Origin of the sequence: Trichocoleus sp. FACHB-591, from assembly GCF_014695845.1 — a bacterium.
In the GTDB taxonomy this organism is placed as follows: Bacteria; Cyanobacteriota; Cyanobacteriia; order FACHB-46; family FACHB-46; genus Trichocoleus.
This window is the reverse complement of sequence record NZ_JACJPA010000040.1, coordinates 281,814-301,748: the sequence shown is the minus strand read 5'-3', so window position 1 is coordinate 301,748 and position 19,935 is coordinate 281,814. Positions and strand designations below refer to the sequence as shown.

The 19,935-nt window shown below is 50.4% G+C and carries 21 protein-coding genes; 12 read left to right on the top strand and 9 right to left on the bottom strand.

All coding sequences use genetic code 11. The annotated features are described in order from the left end of the window. Positions 1-5 precede the first annotated feature (5 nt). From H6F90_RS07475 to H6F90_RS07450, 6 genes are all read right to left on the bottom strand, one after another. Positions 6-560, bottom strand: a complete 555-nt coding sequence (locus tag H6F90_RS07475; RefSeq protein WP_190551558.1) for a DUF421 domain-containing protein — start codon at positions 558-560, stop codon at positions 6-8. Continuing rightward, positions 538-1,359, bottom strand: a complete 822-nt coding sequence (locus H6F90_RS07470) for an alpha/beta fold hydrolase (protein ID WP_190551556.1) — start codon at positions 1,357-1,359, stop codon at positions 538-540. Before H6F90_RS07470 ends, H6F90_RS07475 begins: the two co-directional genes overlap by 23 nt. A gap of 34 nt (positions 1,360-1,393) precedes the next feature. Further along, on the bottom strand, positions 1,394-3,064 hold the full coding sequence (locus H6F90_RS07465; protein ID WP_190551554.1) for an ATP-dependent DNA helicase RecQ: 1,671 nt from the start codon (positions 3,062-3,064) through the stop codon (positions 1,394-1,396). A gap of 31 nt (positions 3,065-3,095) precedes the next feature. Further along, positions 3,096-4,100, bottom strand: a complete 1,005-nt coding sequence (locus H6F90_RS07460) for an SDR family oxidoreductase (RefSeq protein ID WP_190551552.1) — start codon at positions 4,098-4,100, stop codon at positions 3,096-3,098. A 177-nt stretch (positions 4,101-4,277) separates the two neighbouring features. Beyond that, complete coding sequence (locus H6F90_RS07455) at positions 4,278-5,312, bottom strand: SDR family oxidoreductase (RefSeq protein WP_190551550.1); 1,035 nt, start codon at positions 5,310-5,312, stop codon at positions 4,278-4,280. 135 nt (positions 5,313-5,447) lie between these two features. Beyond that, entirely contained in the window at positions 5,448-5,972 is a 525-nt protein-coding gene (locus tag H6F90_RS07450; RefSeq protein WP_242024377.1) for a DUF6335 family protein, read from the bottom strand. A gap of 257 nt (positions 5,973-6,229) precedes the next feature. Between H6F90_RS07450 and H6F90_RS07445 the strand changes: the two genes are divergently transcribed. Beyond that, on the top strand, positions 6,230-7,033 hold the full coding sequence (locus H6F90_RS07445) for a class I SAM-dependent methyltransferase (RefSeq protein ID WP_190551548.1): 804 nt from the start codon (positions 6,230-6,232) through the stop codon (positions 7,031-7,033). 100 nt (positions 7,034-7,133) lie between these two features. Here the strand turns inward: H6F90_RS07445 and H6F90_RS07440 are convergent, their stop codons facing one another. Together H6F90_RS07440 and H6F90_RS07435 are read right to left on the bottom strand one after the other, a co-directional pair. Continuing rightward, complete coding sequence (locus H6F90_RS07440; RefSeq protein ID WP_190551546.1) at positions 7,134-7,619, bottom strand: hypothetical protein; 486 nt, start codon at positions 7,617-7,619, stop codon at positions 7,134-7,136. Positions 7,620-7,766: 147 nt separating this feature from the next. Then, a complete protein-coding gene (locus tag H6F90_RS07435) occupies positions 7,767-8,279 on the bottom strand; it encodes a hypothetical protein (protein ID WP_190551544.1) in 513 nt (170 codons plus the stop codon). Between the two features lie 477 nt (positions 8,280-8,756). Between H6F90_RS07435 and H6F90_RS07430 the strand changes: the two genes are divergently transcribed. The 8 genes from H6F90_RS07430 to H6F90_RS07395 all read left to right on the top strand — a co-directional run bounded on the left by H6F90_RS07430 (position 8,757) and on the right by H6F90_RS07395 (position 14,855). Then, positions 8,757-9,002, top strand: coding sequence for a hypothetical protein (locus H6F90_RS07430; RefSeq protein WP_190551542.1), 246 nt, complete (start codon positions 8,757-8,759; stop codon positions 9,000-9,002). Positions 9,003-9,182: 180 nt separating this feature from the next. Then, a complete protein-coding gene (locus tag H6F90_RS07425; protein WP_190551540.1) occupies positions 9,183-10,298 on the top strand; it encodes a DJ-1/PfpI/YhbO family deglycase/protease in 1,116 nt (371 codons plus the stop codon). Between the two features lie 54 nt (positions 10,299-10,352). Next, positions 10,353-11,036: a phosphoribosyltransferase gene (locus tag H6F90_RS07420; protein WP_190551538.1), complete on the top strand. Its 684-nt coding sequence runs from the start codon at positions 10,353-10,355 to the stop codon at positions 11,034-11,036. Between the two features lie 38 nt (positions 11,037-11,074). Next, positions 11,075-11,809 (top strand): SRPBCC family protein, encoded by a 735-nt coding sequence (locus tag H6F90_RS07415; RefSeq protein ID WP_190551536.1) that lies wholly within the window; start codon positions 11,075-11,077, stop codon positions 11,807-11,809. A 17-nt stretch (positions 11,810-11,826) separates the two neighbouring features. After that, positions 11,827-12,996, top strand: coding sequence for a zinc-dependent alcohol dehydrogenase (locus tag H6F90_RS07410; protein WP_190551534.1), 1,170 nt, complete (start codon positions 11,827-11,829; stop codon positions 12,994-12,996). A gap of 130 nt (positions 12,997-13,126) precedes the next feature. Beyond that, the gene (locus H6F90_RS07405; RefSeq protein ID WP_190551532.1) at positions 13,127-14,296 is read left to right on the top strand and encodes a zinc-dependent alcohol dehydrogenase; all 1,170 of its coding nucleotides are present in this window, start codon (positions 13,127-13,129) and stop codon (positions 14,294-14,296) included. Positions 14,297-14,305: 9 nt separating this feature from the next. After that, a complete protein-coding gene (locus tag H6F90_RS07400; protein ID WP_190551530.1) occupies positions 14,306-14,488 on the top strand; it encodes a hypothetical protein in 183 nt (60 codons plus the stop codon). Positions 14,489-14,513: 25 nt separating this feature from the next. Then, positions 14,514-14,855, top strand: a complete 342-nt coding sequence (locus tag H6F90_RS07395; protein ID WP_190551528.1) for a cupin domain-containing protein — start codon at positions 14,514-14,516, stop codon at positions 14,853-14,855. 1 nt (position 14,856) lies between these two features. On the opposite strand, the gene H6F90_RS07390 is transcribed toward H6F90_RS07395, so the two are convergent. Further along, positions 14,857-17,349, bottom strand: coding sequence for an ATP-binding protein (locus tag H6F90_RS07390; protein WP_190551526.1), 2,493 nt, complete (start codon positions 17,347-17,349; stop codon positions 14,857-14,859). A 560-nt stretch (positions 17,350-17,909) separates the two neighbouring features. Here H6F90_RS07390 and H6F90_RS07385 point away from each other — a divergent pair. The 3 genes from H6F90_RS07385 (at position 17,910) to H6F90_RS07375 (ending at position 19,878) form a co-directional block, all read left to right on the top strand. Continuing rightward, on the top strand, positions 17,910-18,191 hold the full coding sequence (locus H6F90_RS07385; RefSeq protein WP_190551524.1) for a hypothetical protein: 282 nt from the start codon (positions 17,910-17,912) through the stop codon (positions 18,189-18,191). Positions 18,192-18,372: 181 nt separating this feature from the next. Continuing rightward, complete coding sequence (locus H6F90_RS07380; RefSeq protein ID WP_190436712.1) at positions 18,373-19,014, top strand: hypothetical protein; 642 nt, start codon at positions 18,373-18,375, stop codon at positions 19,012-19,014. A gap of 12 nt (positions 19,015-19,026) precedes the next feature. Next, on the top strand, positions 19,027-19,878 hold the full coding sequence (locus H6F90_RS07375) for a pentapeptide repeat-containing protein (protein WP_190551522.1): 852 nt from the start codon (positions 19,027-19,029) through the stop codon (positions 19,876-19,878). Positions 19,879-19,935: the final 57 nt, after the last annotated feature.

The window sequence follows — 19,935 nt, the reverse complement described above, 5'->3', positions numbered from 1 at the left end:
CTGGTCTATTCAACTCCTTTGGTCACAACGTCACGCTTCAAAGTCCGATAAGCCACAGATCGAGGCTTCTCTGGGATGACACTAACACTGCCATCCGCTTCCATATAAGCAGCCTTGACATCTGCAAGTTCTTCAATCCCTTGTTGGCGAAATTGACTCATTAATTCATCTTCGGTGATCAGTTCTCGCCGTAGGTTGCGCCGTAACAGTTTACCTTTCTCAACTAAGAGCAAGGGTGGGGGATTGAGGAATTGCTGCACCGCTGGAAAACGAAAGCCTAACCAATTGAGAGCGTAGCTCCAAAAAATGACGGTGCCAATCAGAACCGCCCCTTCTGTAATGGAAGTATAGTCTCGCGCCATCGCGTTCTGAGCAGCCTCAGCAAATAAAACTACGACTAATAAATCCGTAATTGCCAAGCTGCCTAATTGCCGACTGGGGAGCGATCGCAGAACCCCAAACAACACTAGATAAACAATTGAACCTCGAATAAAAAGCTCAACCAAAGAGAGGTTGGGGATAAAAAGTTCTCGCCAATTAATGCTGAATAACGAACTCATCAAGGTTTACGCCTACTTGTGGTTTTGCTTCAATCCCATCCAGAAAGTTCAAGATAATGCTGCTAGATTTTTCCACAAGGAATAAATTCCATTCATGAAATCCCTCGTCAACGACAACAAGCTGAGAGTTAGGGATATGACTTAAAAACTCTTGAGCCACGCTTAGAGGGGTTGTTAAATCCTGACCACCCCAAAGTAAAAGACAAGGCGCTTGGATCTGGGGAAGTAACGGTTTCAGGTCTCCTTCCAAAGCTACCTTCAGGGTTTCAGCGACATTCTGGAGATAAAAGAAACAGTTGTATGTAAAAGCCTGAAAAATCTGCTGAAGCTGCGGCAACCGAGCTTGAGGCATCTGACCTAACATTTCCACCAAGCGACGCGGCAACACAGTTGGAATAGTGCCAGAAGGAATCCCTGTGCTATCAATCAGCACTACGCTGCTTACGACACCAGGCATCGTGGCGGAAACTTGGGCCGAAATGCCACCGCCCAAAGAGTGCCCCATCAAATGCACTTTTTCTAAATTAAGGATGTTAATAAAATCGATTAAGAATTGGGTGTAATCATCGTAATTCCAGACAGATTTTGGTCCCGTTGTTTTGCCCAGATTGGGTAAGTAGGGAGCGATCACCCGATACCGTTGGGCCAAGAGGCTCAGCATCTCTTGATAGGGTTCTACCGAAACGCCCCAGCCATGCACAAACAAGATTGGTGGTGTAGCGGTGATCGGTCCCCCAACTAAATAGGAAACATTGCATCCAGCGAAGTGAATTTGCTTTTCAATTAACTGTGTTTTCATCCCATCCCCTTTGTGGTTTGTAACTCCTTAAGGATTAGCTCCTAATGGTTGAATCTGCGACAGCTGTATCCATCCGCTTGAGCAAGCCACGCAGTAGCACCATGCCCACGCCTAACGTCTTGTATCCAACGGTTTCAAATAGCACGGTGATTTTGTCGCCTTCGTAGCGCATGACTGTGCCTATGCCCCAGCTTTTATGCACCACCTGACTGTTGATCGGGAAAGGCTGATGACCTGTTTCTGGCTCATTCGTGATTCCAGCTTTGCAGTTATCACAGAAACCACAAGATTCTGAAAGGCCTTCACCGAAGTAATTGAGGACAAAACGGCGGCGGCAGTCGCGTACTTCGGCATAGCCCCGCATCATTTCAATTCGCGATCGCACATATTGTTGGCGATGTTCTTGTAGGCGCACTGCTTCCTCGACGGCCTCTTCTAGGTCAGGGAGTGATTCGTTGGGTACGACTTCCCCGTTAGGCAAAGTCTCTAGGACTCCCACTTCGCCCAAACGGTTGAGGGTATTTTTGAGTTTGGAGCGGGACAAGTTCGTAGTTTCTTGCAGTTCGCGTGGGGCCATGGGTTCCTCTCGCTCTTGCAACACCTGCACCACTTGTTCCACATCCTCGGTCTCAATTTTGCCGCCACTGGCAAAGAAGCGGCGCAAGTTAAAGTCTTCGGGGTTGTAGAACAAAACTGCCTGAGCCGATTCTCCATCGCGTCCGGCTCGACCGATCTCCTGATAGTAGGAATCGATGGAGTCGCTAATGTCGTAATGGAAAACGAAGCGCACATTTGGTTTATCCACACCCATCCCAAAAGCAGTCGTCGCCACAATCACTTCTGCTTCATCATCCATAAAAGCGTGATAAGCAGCTTCACGAACTTGAGGAGATTTCCCAGCGTGGTAGACCACGACTTTCACCTCTTGTTCTTCTAAGGCTTCCGCTAGCTCCTCGGCTCGTTTGCGAGTGGCTACATAGATAATGCCTGGTTTCTCAGCCCGCACTACACGATCGAGTAGAGCTTCCTGTTTCTCACGAGTGTCTTCGTAGCGCTCGACTGCCAACCAAATGTTGGGGCGATCGAACCCTTGCACCACAACCTTGGCCTTTTGCATGCCTAGGCGATCGACAATTTCTTCCCGTACGGGCGGAGCAGCGGTAGCAGTCAAAGCCAAAACCAATGGATGTCCCAAGGCTTCAATCACCGTACCCAAGCGGAGATAATCGGGTCGAAAATCATGGCCCCATTCACTGATGCAATGGGCTTCATCGACCACAAACAGCGAAGGTGCGGCTGCTTGGAGTTGCTCTAGCACTTCCTCATTGTTGAATTGCTCAGGAGCTAGAAATAGAAACTCTAGATTCGACTCGGCTAACTGTGCAAAGGCAGCGGCTCGTTCAGCCTCGGCGATCGTGGAGTTGACCACGCCAACCTCTGCTAACTTCTGTGCTTCAATGGCTTCTTTTTGATCTTGTTGCAACGCGAGTAACGGTGAAACGACCACGGTAGCGCCTGGAATCAGCAACCCAGCAAGTTGATAAATGGCAGATTTACCTGATCCTGTGGGCATCACAGCTAGCGTGTCCTGTCCTTTTAGGAGGGCGGCGATCGCGTCAGCTTGGCCAGGGCGGAGTTGCTCGTAGCCAAGTTGCGCTTGCGCTATTTGCTGAATCTGCTGTTTGGTTTTACGCTGTTTTGCCATCGTCGTTTCTCCGTCCTCAGTCCTCACCTATCTAAACTTCGTTGCCCCAACCCAAGAGTGCAGCTGCTCCTAAAGCGGCTGTGGCTGCGATCGCCCCCCAAGTGACAGTGGGGTGAGTATCGAGCCAAGTAGTCAAGCTCGGCTGAGTCGGAAATTCTCCATTCACTTGGTCGTAGCCAGAGATCGGCTCATACAAGTTGTCAGGAGCATCTTCAGATTTGGGTTTATCAGTACGCTGAGCCTCAAACCCACTCTGGCGCATGAAGGCATCCACGAGTTGAGGTGACAACCGCTGGAGTAGAGCGATCGCCTTACCTGCATCTCCCACCACAATGTCGCGCGTGGGATGTTCGGCCACATAAAGAATGACTTTCGCCACATCAGCGGGCGCATAGAGCGGAGGCACCCCCATAGGCTTTACCCCTAACTTAGTGCGAGCTTTGTCAAAGACGGGTGTATTGATAGAAGCAGGCTGCACTTCAGTAACGCTGACTGGCACTTTGTCGTGCATCAATTCCACCCGCAGCGATTCCAGGAAGCCGTTGATGCCATGTTTAGAAGAAGCATAGGCACTTTGCAGCGGTAGGGCTCGGATCGCTTCCACCGAAGAGACATGAATCAGCGCCCCGCGTCCTTCCCGCTTCAGATGGGGCAACGCCGCCATTGCGCCAAACACTTGTCCCATTAAGTTGATATCAATGATTTGCTTAAACTCTTCCGGGGTGGTCTGCTCAAAGGAGGCATAGAGTTCTACAGCTGCCAGATGCACCCAAGTGTCGAGGCGGCCATATTGCTGAATTGCTTTGTCTGCGATCGCCTGGACTTGCTTAAACTCCCGTACATCTGCCGCGATCGCGGTGGCATCTCCGCCTGCTTGCCGAATTTCCTCAACTAAGGAATCTAATCCTGCTTGGTTCCGGGCGGAAACAATGACTTTGGCTCCTTCGCGAGCAAATTGCAACGCGGTCTCTCGGCCAATGCCACTAGAAGCGCCGACGATCGTAACCACTTGTTGGTTGATCGGCTTAAGTTGCATGATATAGAACTCCTTAAGTGGTTTTTTAACTGGGCTAAAGATGAAGAGGTAGAAATTTCTGGTTTTTAAATTAGATGACTCCTCCCCCAACCCCTCTCCGCGCCGGGGAGGGACTATGAAAAGGGGTTATGGCTCTGGCCTTCCCTACTAGGGAAGGGGCTAGGGGTTAGGTTCTTATTAAGGTTGCTGAGAATTATTGAGCATTCCGTTGGCTAGCAAAGCCAATGCTCCGACTGCCACTGTTCCCGCCACTGCGCCCCAGGCAAAAGGCGATCGCATGGCGAACCAGTCGGAAACGCTGGGAATGACTAAGTTGTCAAAATCACCATCTACGCGATCGAGTCCTTGATCGGCGGCGATCGGAGCGAAAACGTTATCTGGAGAGGCTTCTGATTCTGGCTCAGTGGTGTGCTGCCCTGGAATTCCCACGACTGTTAAAACGGCATCAATTAGAGGAGGAGAGATCCGCTGCGCCACATCTAACACTCGACCGACATCCCCCACAATAAAGTCGCGAGTGGGATGCTCCGCCACATACAGAATTGCATCTACGACTAAACGCGGATCATAATAAGGTGGAATCCCTGTAGGCTTGACACCCAACTTGGTTTTTACCTTGTTGTAATACGGCGTATTAATCACAGAGGGCAGAACACTAGTAACGCTGATTGGTATCCCTTCATGTTGCAGTTCTACCCGCAAAGATTCCAACATCCCTTGCAGCGCATGTTTAGACGCACAATAAGGGCTTTGCAGTGGCAGACTCCGCCGACCTTCCATGGAGGAGATATGAATCAGGGCACCCCGACCCTCTCGCCTTAAGTAAGGTAACGCTGCCTTCGCACCGTAAACTTGCCCCATCAGGTTGACATCAATCACCCGCTGAAATTCTTCTGGGGTAATCTGTTCAAAGCGAGCCAACACGCCTGTGGCAGCGGCATGTACCCAAGTATCCAAGCGACCATAACGTTCTACTGCTGTATCCGCGATCGCCTGCACCTGTTGCATATCAGCGACATTGGCAACCACAGCGATCGCATCACCTCCCGCCCGTTGGATCTCCTCCACCAGAGACTCCAGCCCAGGTTGGCTCCGGGCCGCTACGACGACCTTGGCCCCTCGCTGAGCAAATTGCAGCGCTGCTTCGCGACCGATGCCACTAGAGGCACCCACGATCGCGACCACCTGCTGATTAATTGGCTTAAGTTGCATCACCTCTGTATCCTTATAACTACAAATCCCTCAGGGGCAAATCTCTCAGGGGATTACTCTGGCACCCAGTTAAGTTTGCTTAGTTGGACAGGTGAACCCTGCCCAACATAACTGCAAATCTAATTTGGTGAATCCCTACTCTTCTTGATGTCGATTTTGGTAATCCTCAGCAGAGGCAGGATCTAAGTCCCAACGATGCTCATCTCGCTGAGTAAATTTGTCGTTACCGTAGAAGTCCTCGCGATCGCGCATTTCTGTGCCCATCGCTGCACCCAAGTCATCCACAATATCTTGGTCTGGGGTGGCGACGGTGCCCCCTACCATTTCTTCGCCTTCCATATGCATGGTCCAGGCTGCATCAACATCTCCACCACTCAGCTCTGGGCTGGTCTCATTGTAGGCCTGTCTACGGTTGTACATGGTGCGTCCGCCAGTGGTCCAACCTGGTTGATCCTTCACTCCCGTGCCATAGGATTCTGTGACTTCCTGAGGCACGTCATCATCCGCAATCTCTTCTGGTCCTTCCGCTTCGTCACTAAACAATGCGGGATTGGTATCGGTATATTCGTTCAGTTCTGGTGCGTCCACATGTTGGCTCGCGTTCAGTCCTGGTTCTGAACCTGGTCCTGACTTGGCACCAGATGAGGTTTGGTTAGCCATTGCCCTGCCTCTCTGTTTTGCAGTTCTATAGTTTGTAGTTCTATAGTTGCCAAGGTAACGAAGATAAATCTGAACTCACTCCACAAATAGGCAGAAACGCAGGAGTAAGGATGGAGCGTGTCCTTGGGACTGCAACTGTTTCGCTCGGTTGGCCCTCTGCAATTAGATAGATAACGGCTTGAAAGGTAAGGGAAATTAGAGTGATTATTTGGATAGGGTGATATGCGATCGCTTAGAAACACCTAGTTCTAAAGCTCATGAATCAATACAAGCAACAGGTGATTGATTTCTTTAATCAGAGAATTGCCTATGACCAAGAAGGTTCTCGGCACCCTCAAGAAGCAGCCCAGCTCTTAAGTTTTGTACCTTTGCAAAAGCAGCAAAGAGTGCTTGATATTGCTACAGGTACCGGATTAGTGGCAATTTCGGCGGCACAGAAAGTTGGAGTGCAGGGTTACGTGGTGGGAGTCGATTTTTCTCCTGGGATGCTGGCTCAGGCTAAGCGGAAGGTTGAACCTCTAGGATTAACAAACATTGAGTTCGTTGAAGCAGATGCAGAAGCTGTAGACTTTATGCCCGAAAGCTTTGACGTAATTTTCTGTTGCTCTGCGATCACATATCTGCCTGATATTCCTAAAACCTTAGAGAAGTGGTATCGGTTTCTGAGACCAGGAGGATTTGTGGCTTTCACCTGTCCTGCTGACACTGCTTACTTGGCCCCACTTCAAGGCAAAGTTTACACAGAGCTATTCAATCTTTCCTTACCTCACATTAACGAACCGCTTAACACCCCTGAGAAGTGTCGTGATTTGTTGCTTCATGCGGGTTTCAGAGAGATTGAGGTTGTAATTGAGCCGTCTGGATGCTATTTGAGCTTAGATGACGGTAGATTAAGCTGGAGCGAAAGTAGTTTTTACCCAAGAGGTAATCCCTTATCTCTATTATCTGCTCAACAACTGGAGCAACTTCAGAGGAAATATCGAGCAGAAATTGAGCAGTTGGCAACGGATGCAGGAGTATGGCAAGACATGACGACCTTCTTTGTGAAGGCTCGAAAGTAAGGGCGATCGCGTCTCATCAGGCTCTGACAAGTAGCTAAAAACTCCGCCCAGTTTTTGCCTAGGCGGAGTTTTTCTAATTACAACATCAATCTAAATTGCTTTACCAGCCTTGGTCAGCAGGGTCACCGTAGGGGTCTTCGCTGGCGGGACGCACGTTTCTCCGGTAGCGGGGGTCATCTGCTGGATCGCCGTAGGGGTCTTCACTGGCGGGGCGGATATTTCTAAATGGGTCCGTGCCATAGCCAGCTTGGTCAGCAGGGTCACCGTAGGGGTCTTCGCTAGCCGGGCGGACATTGCCGTAGGGGTCTTGATAGCCAACGCCGTAACCACCTTGGTTAGCTGGGTCGCCGTAGGGGTCTTCGCTAGCGGGACGCACGTTGCCATAAGGATCGTAACCGTAGCCACCTTGGTTAGCTGGGTCACCGTAAGGATCTTCGCTAGCGGGGCGAACATTACCGTAAGGAGGTTGGTCCGCAGGATCGCCGTATGGGTCTTCACTAGCAGGGCGGACCCGTCGGTCATAGTTCACATCTGGGTCATCTCCCAGTAGGGCATCCTGCATTCTCCGGAAAAAATCATCAACCATGATGGATCTCCTATTTCAGTTTGGTTATCAAGCTGCTCACGGAGGCTCAATCTATATCAGCCTGTATCCACAACCGCTGAGCAGCAGTTTTTCAATGTGTCCTGTAGCAACTATCCTGTAGCAACTAATCACTACCTAAACCTATATTTAATAAGCGGGAGCGGGCTCACCACTTGCGGCTAAATCGCGAAGGTCACGACCTGTTTCTCGACCGTTGTAGCCTTGGAACTCTTGATAGCGTCGAGCTTCTGCTTCAGGTACTCGAATGCCTTCTCGCGGTGGTGTCACCCAATGTACCTTACGCTGAGCATCCCGGTAGTAAACTCGACCATTTTTAGAGAGGTAATACTGTCCTTCTGGCCCTTGCGCCTGTTTGTTGCGATGCTGATTGTAAAGATAGTAAAGCGCGGCTGCTCCAGCCAAAATGGCAACTTTCTGCTTGTTGTTCAAGCCTTGGTTTACCCGTGTATCGTTACGGGGAGGCGCATATTGCCTGTCATTACGGGTGTTGTAAGTAGGCGGTTGTTGGGGCGAGGTGACTTGAGAATCACCACAGGCAGCAAATAAGGGGAAAGTTAAAATCAGAGTTAATACAAGTGCAAACCAACGAGTCGATCTGTGGGTGGTCGATTTGTGAGTGGTGGATAGGCTCTGGCTCATAACAAAAGAATTTGCTAAATGGACAGGATGCTGTTTCTCACTAATTGAACGAGTCAGGAATATCGCTTCGGGAGATCGCCTAAATAGCAGCCCAGCTGGAGGAGAAGCAAGGCGATCGCTGGAGTTTTGGGATGGACACCAGCACAACTTTGAATGCAAGTGATCAAGGCGTTCTATAGGCACTCATTAACGCCAAATTTTGGCAAAGTTCCATGCTGCTTGAGGCAGAAGTTAGCTATCAACTTCCCACCTTGAGGAGTAGGTAATTTAGAAGAGTTCGGCGAAGCGCAGGCCAAAAGCTTGAAATTAGATTTCCTAGCTTTTGGAGCTTTGAGATCCATTGAGTGAGGTCTACTGAGATTTGGTTGAGATCTGTCTGTAGGGCGAGGAGAGGTTGTCCTTGGCGGACGTACGCTGAGACGTGCTTACACACAGCATAAGCGTCCAATTAATGTGCCAACCCTTAGGAGGATCACCATGTCTCATCACGGCGAACATACGACTGGCACTAGCGACGAGCAGTACGACCTAGTCAGTGTGCTCTACCATGCCTTAGAAGGGGCTGCCACTTGCGAAGTCTACATTCAGGACGCGGAGGAAGCAGGCGACAGCGAGTTGACTCAATTCTTCCAGGAATTACAAGAAGAAGAGAACAGACGGGCAGAACGGGCGAAAGCGCTGCTTGCAGCTAGGCTGACTCAATCAACGGCTGCGGCCCGGTAAGCATCTATACCTTTGCACTTAATAAGCCAGGTGATGAGTCACAAGACGAGTTAATTCTGGATTTAGTTTATTTCTCTATCTACTGACAAGAATTCAAGAATTAGTTTCGGCTACAACCATTGATGCTTGCGTGTTTCATTGCAGCATTAGTGCCCGCAATCAGAGGTACGGAATTCAATTATGGTATCCAATTACGCTCAAAATGGAACTCCCGCCTCTTCGAGACGAGTTGCCATTTTAATTGAAAACGGTGTTGAAGATTCAGAGTTTCACGTTCCTTACACAGCTCTGAAAAAAGCTGGAGCCGAAGTCGTTGTCCTCGGTTCCCGGATGAATGAGCAGTACAAAGGCAAGCAAGGCAGAGTGTCGCAGGAACCTGATGGCACTACTACAGAAGCCCGTGCCGCTGACTTTGATGCAGTGATTATTCCGGGTGGCATGGCTCCCGACAAAATGCGGACCAATATGAAGACGGTGCGCTTTGTCCAAGATGCGATCGCCCAAAACAAGTTGGTCGCAGCGGTTTGTCACGGTCCTCAAGTTTTGATTGAGGGAGACTTACTTCAAGGTCGGACTGCCACAGGTTTCCGAGCCATTCGCAAAGATATGCAGAATGCAGGAGCCAACTATGTGGATGAGCCGTTGGTAGAGGATGGCAATCTGCTCACCTCGCGCCGTCCGGGTGACTTGCCCATGTTTACCACTGCGATCTTGACTCGCCTGAGCCTAAGCATTCCAGACACGACTCTGCCTGATGTCAGCGATCGCGATGCAGGTTGGTGGAAGTTGGGCGAAGAGTGGGGTGGCTCTAGTAAGCAGGAGATCGTCAGCGCCATTAATACAGCGATCGCCGGAGAGCGTTACGGTTTAGAAGCTTTCCAGCAGTATGCCGAGAAGACAGATGACGGGGAATTGCGGTCTGTCTTTCAGCATGTCTGCGCGGCTAAAAAACAACATATCCAGAAGCTAGAAGCAAGGTTGCGGCTGTTCGGGGAGCAAGAATCTCTGCAAGCAGTCGCCAGCGGCACTCTAGCTACGCTCAAAGGTTGGTTACAAACCCGTACCGATGATATTTCGATCTTGCGGCGAGCCTTGGGCGACTTGCAAACCGGAGTCGTTGATACCTATGCCCTGCGTAATAAGCTGACCGACCCCACCACTACTCTAATTTTTGATGACATGGAGATCGACATTGCCAAGCATGAGCAGCAAGTCGCTGATCTTTACCATGCTCGCATTAGTGTCGGCCCCGTCAGCCCCCCTCAACCTACCTCTGGTGCCGCAGCCAAGATTTGAGGTGGCGGGCTATTGCAGATCACTAGCTCTCTAGGCTGGTCAGGAGATTGAATCATGAAGCGATTTCAAAACCGAACTGAAGCAGGTCAATTTCTAGCATCTTTGCTGACGCAGTATAGCGATCGCGCTGATGTGCTGGTTTTAGGACTGCCTCGCGGTGGGGTGCCGATCGCCTTTGAAATTGCTGCTGCCCTCCATGTGCCGCTAGACATTTTTCTAGTGCGGAAGCTTGGGGTTCCGGGTCACGAAGAACTGGCGATGGGAGCGATCGCCTCAGGTGATGTACGGGTGCTGAATCAAGATGTGGTGGAGATGCAACAGATCTCCGATATCTCGCTAGAACAGGTGACGCAGCGCGAACAACAAGAGCTGCAACGCCGCGAGCATTTGTATCGAGGCGATCGCCCTATCCTGCCGATCACAGATCGAATTGTGATTCTGGTAGATGACGGTTTAGCCACAGGAGCGACAATGCGAGCCGCAGTCATGGCAGTGCAGCAACAACAACCCAAAGAAGTTGTCGTGGCGGTTCCAGTCGGAGCGCGTCAAGCCTATGAGCAGCTCAGTCCACAAGTAGACGCGATCATCTGTGCTGTGATGCCAGAGCGATTTGCCTCGGTGGGAGCCTGGTACGAAGCATTCCCTCAGACCAGCGATCGCGAGGTCTGTGAGTTGCTGCAACGGGCACAAGAATGGACACAAGATAGTGCTCCGCTCTCATCTCGGCTAAGTGTTTAGTTAACAAAATCAAATTTGAAACTCTAAAGGAAAAACAAATGGAACAAAGTAGTAATCAGCCAATCGTGCCTAACCAGTCTGGCAGCAGCGAGGCCAGTGATGCTGAGCGTTGGGCCTCTCTCATCGGGGGAGGTGCCTTGGTGCTTGCAGGTTTACAACAGCGATCGCTCCGGGGCGTTTTGACCGCAGTCGCAGGCGGGGGATTGCTCTACCAAGGTGTGACTAAGCAAAGCACTGTGCAAAAAGCTCAGGGAGTGCTCCAGCAAGCTCAAGACGCTGTGGGTCTCAACAAAGGCATCAAAGTTGAAAAAACTGTCACCATCAACAAGTCTGCCGAAGAGCTATACCGCTTCTGGCGTAACTTTGAGAACCTCCCCCGGTTCATGAAGCACCTCAAATCTGTCACCGTCTACAACGACACGCGATCGCACTGGATTGCCAGCGCACCTCTGGGCACCAGCGTCGAGTGGGATGCTGACATCATTCAAGAAGAAGAAAACCGCTTCATTGCTTGGGCTTCTGCCGAGAACGCTGACGTTGATAACTCTGGCTTTGTGCGCTTCCAACCTGCGACTGGTGGTCGGGGCACCGAAGTCAAAGTGGTGATGGAATACAACATTCCCGGTGGGGCCGTCTCCGCCGCGATCGCCAAACTCCTAGGCGAAGAACCCGAACAACAAATTGGCGATGAACTACGCCGATTCAAAATGCTGATGGAAGCAGGCGAAATTGCCACCACCGAAGGACAAACGTCCTGTCGTGCATCTCAATAGGCAGGAGTAATCATTCGATGAGAGCAGTTTGCTGGCATGGGGCCAATGATGTCCGCGTGGACACAGTCCCCGATCCCAAGATTCTCAATCCGCGAGACGCCATTGTCAAAGTCACAGCCGCCGCTATCTGTGGCTCCGATCTCCATATTTATGATGGCTACATCCCTACCATGCAACCCGGTGACATTATTGGTCACGAATTTATGGGCGAAGTGGTTGAGATTGGCAGCGAAGTGCGGAAATTGCAACGGGGCGATCGCGTTGTAGTTTCATCCATCATCGGTTGCGGGCAGTGCTCCTACTGCAACTTGCAACAGTGGTCTCTGTGTGACAACTCCAACCCTGGAGGTTGGCTCCAAGAGCAAGTCACAGGTTACTCCACCGCTGGAATTTTCGGCTACTCCCATGCTTTTGGCGGTTACGCGGGTGCCCATGCCGAATATATTCGCGTTCCTTTCGCCGATCACGGAGCAATTAAAGTTCCTCAAGGCATCCCAGATGAGAAACTACTCTTTCTCTCCGATGCCTTTCCCACCGGATACATGGGCGCAGAAATGTGCGACATCCAACCGGGAGATACCGTCGCGGTTTGGGGGGCAGGTGCCGTGGGTCTCTTCGCTATGCACAGTGCCTATATGCTGGGAGCCGAACGAGTGATCGCGATCGATCGCTTTCCTGAACGGCTCCGCATGGCAAGAGAGTTGGTCAAAGCCGAAGTGATCAACTACGAAGAAGTAGACGCAGGCGAAGCACTCAAAGAGATGACCGGAGGACGCGGCCCGGATAGCTGCATTGACGCGGTGGGTCTAGAAGCCCACGGCATGGGCGTGGAAGGCTTTTATGACAAAGCCAAGCAAGCCGTAAGAATGGAAACCGATCGCCCCAACGTGCTGCGACAAATGATGGTTGCCTGTCGTAAAGGCGGCACTCTCTCGATCATGGGAGTCTACTCTGGCTTTGTAGACAAAATGCCTTTTGGCGCTGCCTTCAACAAAGCCCTGACCTTCAAGATGGGTCAAATGCACGGTCAGCGCTACATCCCCATGTTGCTAGAACACGTCCTCAACGGCGGCATCGACCCCTCCGCTGTCCTCACCCACACCCTACCACTAGAAGAAGCCAAACGCGGCTTCGAAATGTTCAAAAACAAACAAGACAACTGCATGCGTGTCATGTTCAAGCCATGACCTAACCCCCTAGCCCCCTTCCCTACCAGGGAAGGGGGAAAGAAGAGTCGATCTCTATTTCATATTTCAGTGCATTACTTCTTGGTTTTATATCAAAACCTAATTCAAAAGCGTAAAGGAGCAAGATTAAATGAAAGCACTCTGCTGGCATGGAGCAAACGACGTTCGGATCGGCAACGTCCCCGATCCCACCATTCTCAATCCCCGTGACGCCATCATCAAAATCACCTCCACCGCCATCTGCGGCTCCGATCTACATATCCTTGATGGCTATATCCCCAGCATGAAAGAGGGAGATATCCTCGGGCATGAATTCATGGGAGAAGTGGTTGAACTTGGTAGTGCCGTCAAGAACGTGAAAATCGGCGATCGCGTTGTCGTTCCCTTCACCATCTCCTGCGGCGGCTGCTTCTTCTGTCAGCGGGATTTGTGGTCTTTGTGCGACAACTCCAACCCCAACGGCTGGATGGCAGAAGCTGCAATGGGGCACTCTCCCTCTGGGCTGTTTGGCTACTCTCACATGTTTGGCGGCTACGCAGGCGGTCAAGCGGAATATGCTCGTGTTCCCTTTGCCGATGTAGGTCTGTTCAAAGTGCCCGATGGACTCAGTGACGATCAAGTCTTGTTCCTGACTGACATTTTCCCCACAGGTTACATGGCGGCAGAAAACTGCAACATTGAGCCAGGGGATACCGTAGCAGTCTGGGGCTGTGGTCCTGTCGGTCAGTTTGCCATCAAGAGTGCCTTCATGCTAGGGGCCGAACGAGTGATCGCGATCGATCGCATTCCCGAACGCTTACAGATGGCGAAAGAGCAATGTGGAGCCGAAATCATCAACTACGAAGAGATTGATGCTGGAGAAGCCGTCAAAGAGATGACGGGCGGACGTGGCCCCGATAGCTGTATTGATGCGGTAGGTATGGAAGCGCATGGCACAGGCCCCATGGCGATGTACGACCAAGTTAAGCAAGCGGTACGTCTGGAAACCGATCGCCCTACTGCTCTGCGTCAAGTCATTCTCTCCTGTCGCAAAGGAGGCCATGTCTCCCTAGCAGGCGTATATGGTGGCTTTCTAGACAAAGTGCCTTTTGGGGCTGCTTTCAACAAAGGCTTGACCTTCAAAATGGGCCAAACTCACATGCACCGCTACATTAAACCCTTGATGGAAGCGGTACAGCAAGGCAAGATTGACCCCTCCTTTGTCATTACCCATAAACTGCCTCTAGACCAAGCTCCTCATGGTTACGAGATCTTTAGAGATAAAAAAGAGAACTGCATCAAAGTTGTCCTCAAGCCGTAGGCCGTAGTCATGGAGATTGACCCTGCTCCTCAATTTGAAAAGACAGCTTTAATCAACCAGTTGCTCTCGGAGCTGTATAACTTGGTTGAAATTCTAGAAGCTGAGCATATCAAGCCTGACTCCCTGCGGCTCCACTCGCCTAGTCAGGCTGATGGGCTGGAGCCTGCCCCATTGCGATCGCCAATTGTTTAACTTGTCGTTATTAGGTCGAAAAATCATGAGCGATACCACAGTCATCAAAGTTCAATCTGCCCAGTCTCCTCATGGTGAGCTAGGGCAAAAGTACCTGGCTGGAGGAGTGACTCTAGCCATGCGGATGTGGGAAAACGAGCAACCGGGTGCATCCAAGCCTGAAACTCGTCGTGAATACGAAACTGTCGGTTATGTGATCCAAGGTCGTGCTGAGTTGCACCTGGAAGGCCAAATGGTGCTTCTAGAAACGGGTGATTCTTGGGTGGTGCCGAAAGGAGCCTCGCATACTTACAAGGTGTTAGAGCCATTTACGGCAGTTGAGGCAACTTCACCTCCCGCCTTTACTCATGGGCGCGACGAGCAATAGCTTACTCGGTGAGGGAAGCGATCGCAGATTTTTCACCCGCAGGGTTTTCAGTTGCAGATTGATCAGCGATCGCTTTGTGCGCAGTTGGGATCTCAATTAAAAAGTGAGTACCTTGACTAGGTGTGGAAAGACAGCGCAATTGACCGTGATGTTTTTCCACCACAATTTGATAACTGATCGCCAAGCCCAAGCCAGTTCCTTCTCCCACCTTCTTGGTCGTGAAGAAGGGATTAAACAATTGGTGCTTAACGGTTTCGCTCATACCAGGGCCGTTGTCACCAATGTCTATCAGCACCGTTGCTTTGTGGGTAGTGGTGCGAATCGTGATGCTGGGTATCGTTGCGGGATTAGCTAGCGATCGCTGCTCATAATCTTCCTCTAGAGCATCAATAGCATTGCAAAGGATATTCATAAACACTTGGTTGAGTTGTCCGGCGTAGCACTCCACCAACGGCAGTTCACCATATTCTTTCACTACAGCAATTTCTGGCCGATGGGGTTGTACCTTTAAACGATTCTGTAAAATCAGCAGCGTACTGTCGATGCCTTCATGAATATCCACAGGCTTCATTTCGGCTTCGTCGAGGCGGGAGAAGTTGCGGAGGGATAGGACAATTTGGCGAATGCGTTCGGCCCCAACTTTCATGGAGGCCAAGAGTTTCGGCAGATCTTCGACCAAGAAAGGCAACTCGATCGCCTCAATCTGAGCTTCAACCGCAGGGATTTTCTCGATGGTATGTTGCTGATAAAGTTGCACCAGATCGAGCAGATCTTCGGCATAGCGGTTGATATAGGTGAGGTTGCCGTAGATGAAATTTACTGGGTTATTGATCTCATGCGCCACCCCAGCCACAAGTTGCCCTAAACCAGACATCTTCTCCGTTTGAATCAGTTGGGCTTGGGTACTTTGGAGATCTTGCAGCGCTTGCTGGAGCTGTAGGGCCTGCTCTTTGAGTTGCGTTTCTGAATCACGCAGGGCCGATTCTACTTCCCGCCGCTCGGTAATTTCGTCTTCTAGTTGAGTGATCACCAGGCTCAACTCGGTGGTACGCTCTAACACCCGCAGTTCTAGCTCTTCGTTGTTGCGCCGCAATTTCTCGCGGGCTTGCTCTAGGCTTTGTTCTCGGCTGTATACTTGGTCGGCCATTGAGTTAAACAAGCGCCCCAAATGCCCCAACTCATCTCGGCGTGACTCATCTAGCTGCATATTGAAATCGCCCGCAGCCACCAGTTCTGTAGCCTGCATGAAGCTGGTTAAGGGTTTGGCGATCTGTTGGCGCAGGACAAAAAACAGCACTAAAATTTCTAGCAATAAAGACAAAAAGCCCAAGAGCAAGATGATGCGAGCCGTTTGGAAAGCGGGTTGCGCCAAGATCGACTTGGGATAGACTGTAACGAAATACCAGTCTGGCCCTTTGATTTTGGCGACAGCTAGATATTCGTCATGCTGCGCGTTGTCAATAATCACCTGACCCGAGCGCAGGGTCTGAATTTTCTGAAAGATTTGCTTTAGATGGCGATCGCCCGACTGCTGAATGTCAAACTCTCCTTTCTTGGCTTGAATCTCCGCTGTACGCTGGGGATGGGCAATCAGGCGACCATCGGAGCGCACAATCATGTTGTAAGCGCCAGGTAAGCGATCGTGGATGGTGCGGTTGAGTAGCTCATCTAAGGTGATGTCTTGGCCCAAAGTGACAATGGGCTTCCCGTTGCGGCTGACTGGGGTGGCACAAGTCACCAACCAAGTTTTACCTACAATGTCGTAGTACAAGCCTGTCCAGACTGTTTCTTGCGCTGGGTTATGTTTTGGGTTAGCCGCCCAGTAATACTCCTGGTCGGGCATGGATAGATCTGAGGTAGCATCAGCGGCCCAAGTTGGCACTTGGGGCCAGTAGAGCACCATAATGTTCTCTGGCAATGTGAAATAGGTGTTTTGCAGCTGATGATGCCACGCCGCACCATACATATTCGCCAGTTGATAGAAGGTGAGGACTCGCTGCCGAATATCTGCATTGAGCTGCACTCGCTTGTCGATGTATACGCCTGCTTCACGAGTGCCATCAAAGATTTCTGAGCGATTGCGAATAGCCCCATCAGGCGATCGCGCAAACAAGCGATCGAATTCAGTTTTGGGATCTTGATCCCCTAATTCCTCTAAGCGCCGGAGCAACTCAGTTTTCAAGACTGCTTGGTTCGTTTCTGCCAACGCAAAGATCGTATTTTCTCGCTCCACCCGCTCTTCTACATACTTTTCCAGTTGCCCCAGTGTTTGGGACTTGAAGCTAGAAATCATGTGGAAATAGCTGATCGTAGTTGACACCACAATCACACCCGCAATCCTTACTGCCAGCTTGATCAGCGTGCGACGAGTCAGAGAACCCGTAGTCCCAGGCAATAAAACTTTTGCTGGAGGTTGAGCTTCGAGTTCTGAGTTGTCCTCCTCCGGGCGTCCTCGCCAGCGCTGAGTCAAGACGTTAGGTAGTAGTGGCTTCATGTAAGGAGGCTCTTGAATAAATTGCTACAGGGCAAATGAATCAACTGACATGAAAGCTGTTTAGAGAACTGGTTAATTGTATAGTCTGCTGCCGCTATGAAATTTAGGGTGATCAGGCTCACGGTTGAACAATTGTATAAAATGTTTCTTTCTTAGATTAGCTAGTTATTCTCTTTGAAAAAACTTATAGCTTTTTCCCCTAGAAAACGGGAGGCGATCCGGAAATTCTCAAAGTTTTTTATTATTTAGGGAGCTAATATTAGCAAAAGTTATTTGGATTATTGATGTATCTATTATTACAAACAATGCTTCAGGCAAATTGCTTAGATTGATGCCGCCAAGTGGCTTAATCTAGATGAGCTAAAGGCAGCCTCTGACCAAGCTCGTCTTATTAAGGGAAAACAGGAAGTGTGGCAATGCTTACTGTCGTTTTTTTAACAAACCTATTAGTTATTTATGACAGTGTAAAGATTTAAATTGATTTTCCTTTAAGTAAGAGAGAATACATTTTTGTTGATAGAGCATTAAGGAAGATGAAGTAGCTCCTCCCTCGAAGTTTTATGTTGCCTTTGGTGTTGTCTCACGAACTGGTCCACCCCTTTAAGTTTTTGTATGACCATGAGATTCGCGAAGGGATGTGTTCTGGCAAAGAGCTGTACTGCCTCTGGAGAAGGTTTCCTGCTGATAGCAGACAAGAAGCGTTTGCCCTAGCAATGGACTTGGCCGAGCAAGACAGTCAAGTATGTATTACCTGTATGAGAGTGGAGTACAAGATCTGGATCAGCTTGAGAACCTTGCCTTCAGATTTTGCTGCTGCTCGACCCATATCAGCAGTTGCTTGAACTGTGAGTTGTGATTGCTGCTCGAATAATTGGGTTGAAAGTGGTGGTACCTCAAGCGTGCCTGAGGGATCTTTCTGACCCCCATGGCAAGTCATCTCTGCGGAACCATAGCCGGATGGCACAATAGCTGAGATACTTTTACCCGTACACTGAGCAAATTGGTCTGTACTGAGTTTTAACCTTGGGCATAGAACTACGCAGCTACGTTTATCTGGACAATATTCAACCACAGCATGCGGCATTTTTGGGAACCGTGGTGCCTGGGTTCTTGCCACTCCCAGGTGATACTTCGCTCTGGGTTGAAATTTCCCCCGGCATTGAAATCAACCGGATCACAGATGTTGCCCTCAAAGCCACCTCGGTGCGACCAGGCTTGCAAATCGTTGAGCGTCTGTATGGCTTGCTAGAAGTGCATTCCCGCAACCAAGGAGATACCCGGACTGCTGGGATGGCGATTCTAGAGGCATTGGGAGCGAAAGAGCGCGATCGCCTGAAGCCACGGGTGGTTTCTAGCCAAATTATCCGCAACATTGATGCGCACCAAACTCAGTTAATCAACCGCTTTCGGCGAGGCAATCTGATTTTGGCGGGCCAAACCCTTTATGTTTTGGAAGTTGAACCTGCGGGATATGCGGCTCTGGCTGCAAACGAAGCTGAAAAGGCAGCTGGGATTAGATTGCTAGAGGTGCAAGCCTTTGGCAGCTTTGGACGGCTGTATTTAGGCGGAGACGAGCAAGACATTCTCGCTGGCTCCAGTGCCGCTCTCGCAGCTATTGAAAGCGTGACTGGGCGTGAAAACCCCACTGATCGAGGCAAGGAATAAAGGAAGCACTCAATGGCAAATCCAGAACATTTGGCGCTATTGAAAATGGGTGCTGTGCGATGGCTGGAGTGGAGAACTCACAATAATGCTGTAGAACCGGATTTGAGCGAAGCAGATCTAAGCGGCATCAACCTCCGAGGCGCAGATTTGCAAGGAGTCAATCTCAAGCGGGTAGACCTCAGCCATACGAAACTGATTGCTGCCAATCTCAGCAACGCCATTCTCAACAACGCTAATCTTCAAGCGGCTGACTTGGTAGAAGTTTACTTGTGCAACGCTGAGTTGGTTGACGCTAGCCTGATGCAGGCAGATTTGCGCGATGCCAATCTCAGCGGAGCCAACTTGATCGGCACGGATTTGCGGGGTACCAATTTTAAGCGGGCTGACCTGAGTGGAGCCAACCTGATTGGCACCGATTTGCGAGAAGCCAATCTCCGAGGCGCAGACCTCAGTGAAGCTCGTTTGAGCCGCGCTAACTTGAGCGAAGCCAACCTGATGGCGGTTAATTTAAGTCAAGCAGACCTTAGCAATGCCACTCTCTATAACGCGGAGCTGCTTACTGCTCATCTTTACCAAGCTAACCTCACCAAGGCCAACTTAATCCAGGCGCATCTGGGGCGGGCGTATGCTTCTAGAGCTAACTTGAGCGAAGCGGATTTATCTAAAGCCGATTGCAGTTGGGCCAATCTCAGCAAGGCCAATTTGCAAGGGGCTAATCTCAGTTACGCCTATCTGCGGGGCGCTAACTTGAGTGGGGCTAATCTGCAAGGAGCCAATTTGCAAGGAGCTGAGCTGGGCTGGGCCAACCTGCACAAAGCCAATTTGCAAGGAGCCACCCTCCCTGATGGTTCTATCCATCGTTAAGTAGGGGTAGGGGCGAACGGCTGTTGGCCCTACAGGTGGAACACAAAAGTTTTAATT

Bases quoted from the DNA above. Each gene is read 5' to 3' on its own strand.
- H6F90_RS07475 (WP_190551558.1), bottom strand. From the start codon at position 560: ATGAGTTCGTTATTCAGCATTAATTGGCGAGAACTTTTTATCCCCAAC.
- H6F90_RS07470 (WP_190551556.1), bottom strand. From the start codon at position 1,359: ATGAAAACACAGTTAATTGAAAAGCAAATTCACTTCGCTGGATGCAAT.
- H6F90_RS07465 (WP_190551554.1), bottom strand. From the start codon at position 3,064: ATGGCAAAACAGCGTAAAACCAAACAGCAGATTCAGCAAATAGCGCAA.
- H6F90_RS07460 (WP_190551552.1), bottom strand. From the start codon at position 4,100: ATGCAACTTAAGCCGATCAACCAACAAGTGGTTACGATCGTCGGCGCT.
- H6F90_RS07455 (WP_190551550.1), bottom strand. From the start codon at position 5,312: ATGCAACTTAAGCCAATTAATCAGCAGGTGGTCGCGATCGTGGGTGCC.
- H6F90_RS07450 (WP_242024377.1), bottom strand. From the start codon at position 5,972: ATGGCTAACCAAACCTCATCTGGTGCCAAGTCAGGACCAGGTTCAGAA.
- H6F90_RS07445 (WP_190551548.1), top strand. From the start codon at position 6,230: ATGAATCAATACAAGCAACAGGTGATTGATTTCTTTAATCAGAGAATT.
- H6F90_RS07440 (WP_190551546.1), bottom strand. From the start codon at position 7,619: ATGGTTGATGATTTTTTCCGGAGAATGCAGGATGCCCTACTGGGAGAT.
- H6F90_RS07435 (WP_190551544.1), bottom strand. From the start codon at position 8,279: ATGAGCCAGAGCCTATCCACCACTCACAAATCGACCACCCACAGATCG.
- H6F90_RS07430 (WP_190551542.1), top strand. From the start codon at position 8,757: ATGTCTCATCACGGCGAACATACGACTGGCACTAGCGACGAGCAGTAC.
- H6F90_RS07425 (WP_190551540.1), top strand. From the start codon at position 9,183: ATGGTATCCAATTACGCTCAAAATGGAACTCCCGCCTCTTCGAGACGA.
- H6F90_RS07420 (WP_190551538.1), top strand. From the start codon at position 10,353: ATGAAGCGATTTCAAAACCGAACTGAAGCAGGTCAATTTCTAGCATCT.
- H6F90_RS07415 (WP_190551536.1), top strand. From the start codon at position 11,075: ATGGAACAAAGTAGTAATCAGCCAATCGTGCCTAACCAGTCTGGCAGC.
- H6F90_RS07410 (WP_190551534.1), top strand. From the start codon at position 11,827: ATGAGAGCAGTTTGCTGGCATGGGGCCAATGATGTCCGCGTGGACACA.
- H6F90_RS07405 (WP_190551532.1), top strand. From the start codon at position 13,127: ATGAAAGCACTCTGCTGGCATGGAGCAAACGACGTTCGGATCGGCAAC.
- H6F90_RS07400 (WP_190551530.1), top strand. From the start codon at position 14,306: ATGGAGATTGACCCTGCTCCTCAATTTGAAAAGACAGCTTTAATCAAC.
- H6F90_RS07395 (WP_190551528.1), top strand. From the start codon at position 14,514: ATGAGCGATACCACAGTCATCAAAGTTCAATCTGCCCAGTCTCCTCAT.
- H6F90_RS07390 (WP_190551526.1), bottom strand. From the start codon at position 17,349: ATGAAGCCACTACTACCTAACGTCTTGACTCAGCGCTGGCGAGGACGC.
- H6F90_RS07385 (WP_190551524.1), top strand. From the start codon at position 17,910: ATGTTGCCTTTGGTGTTGTCTCACGAACTGGTCCACCCCTTTAAGTTT.
- H6F90_RS07375 (WP_190551522.1), top strand. From the start codon at position 19,027: ATGGCAAATCCAGAACATTTGGCGCTATTGAAAATGGGTGCTGTGCGA.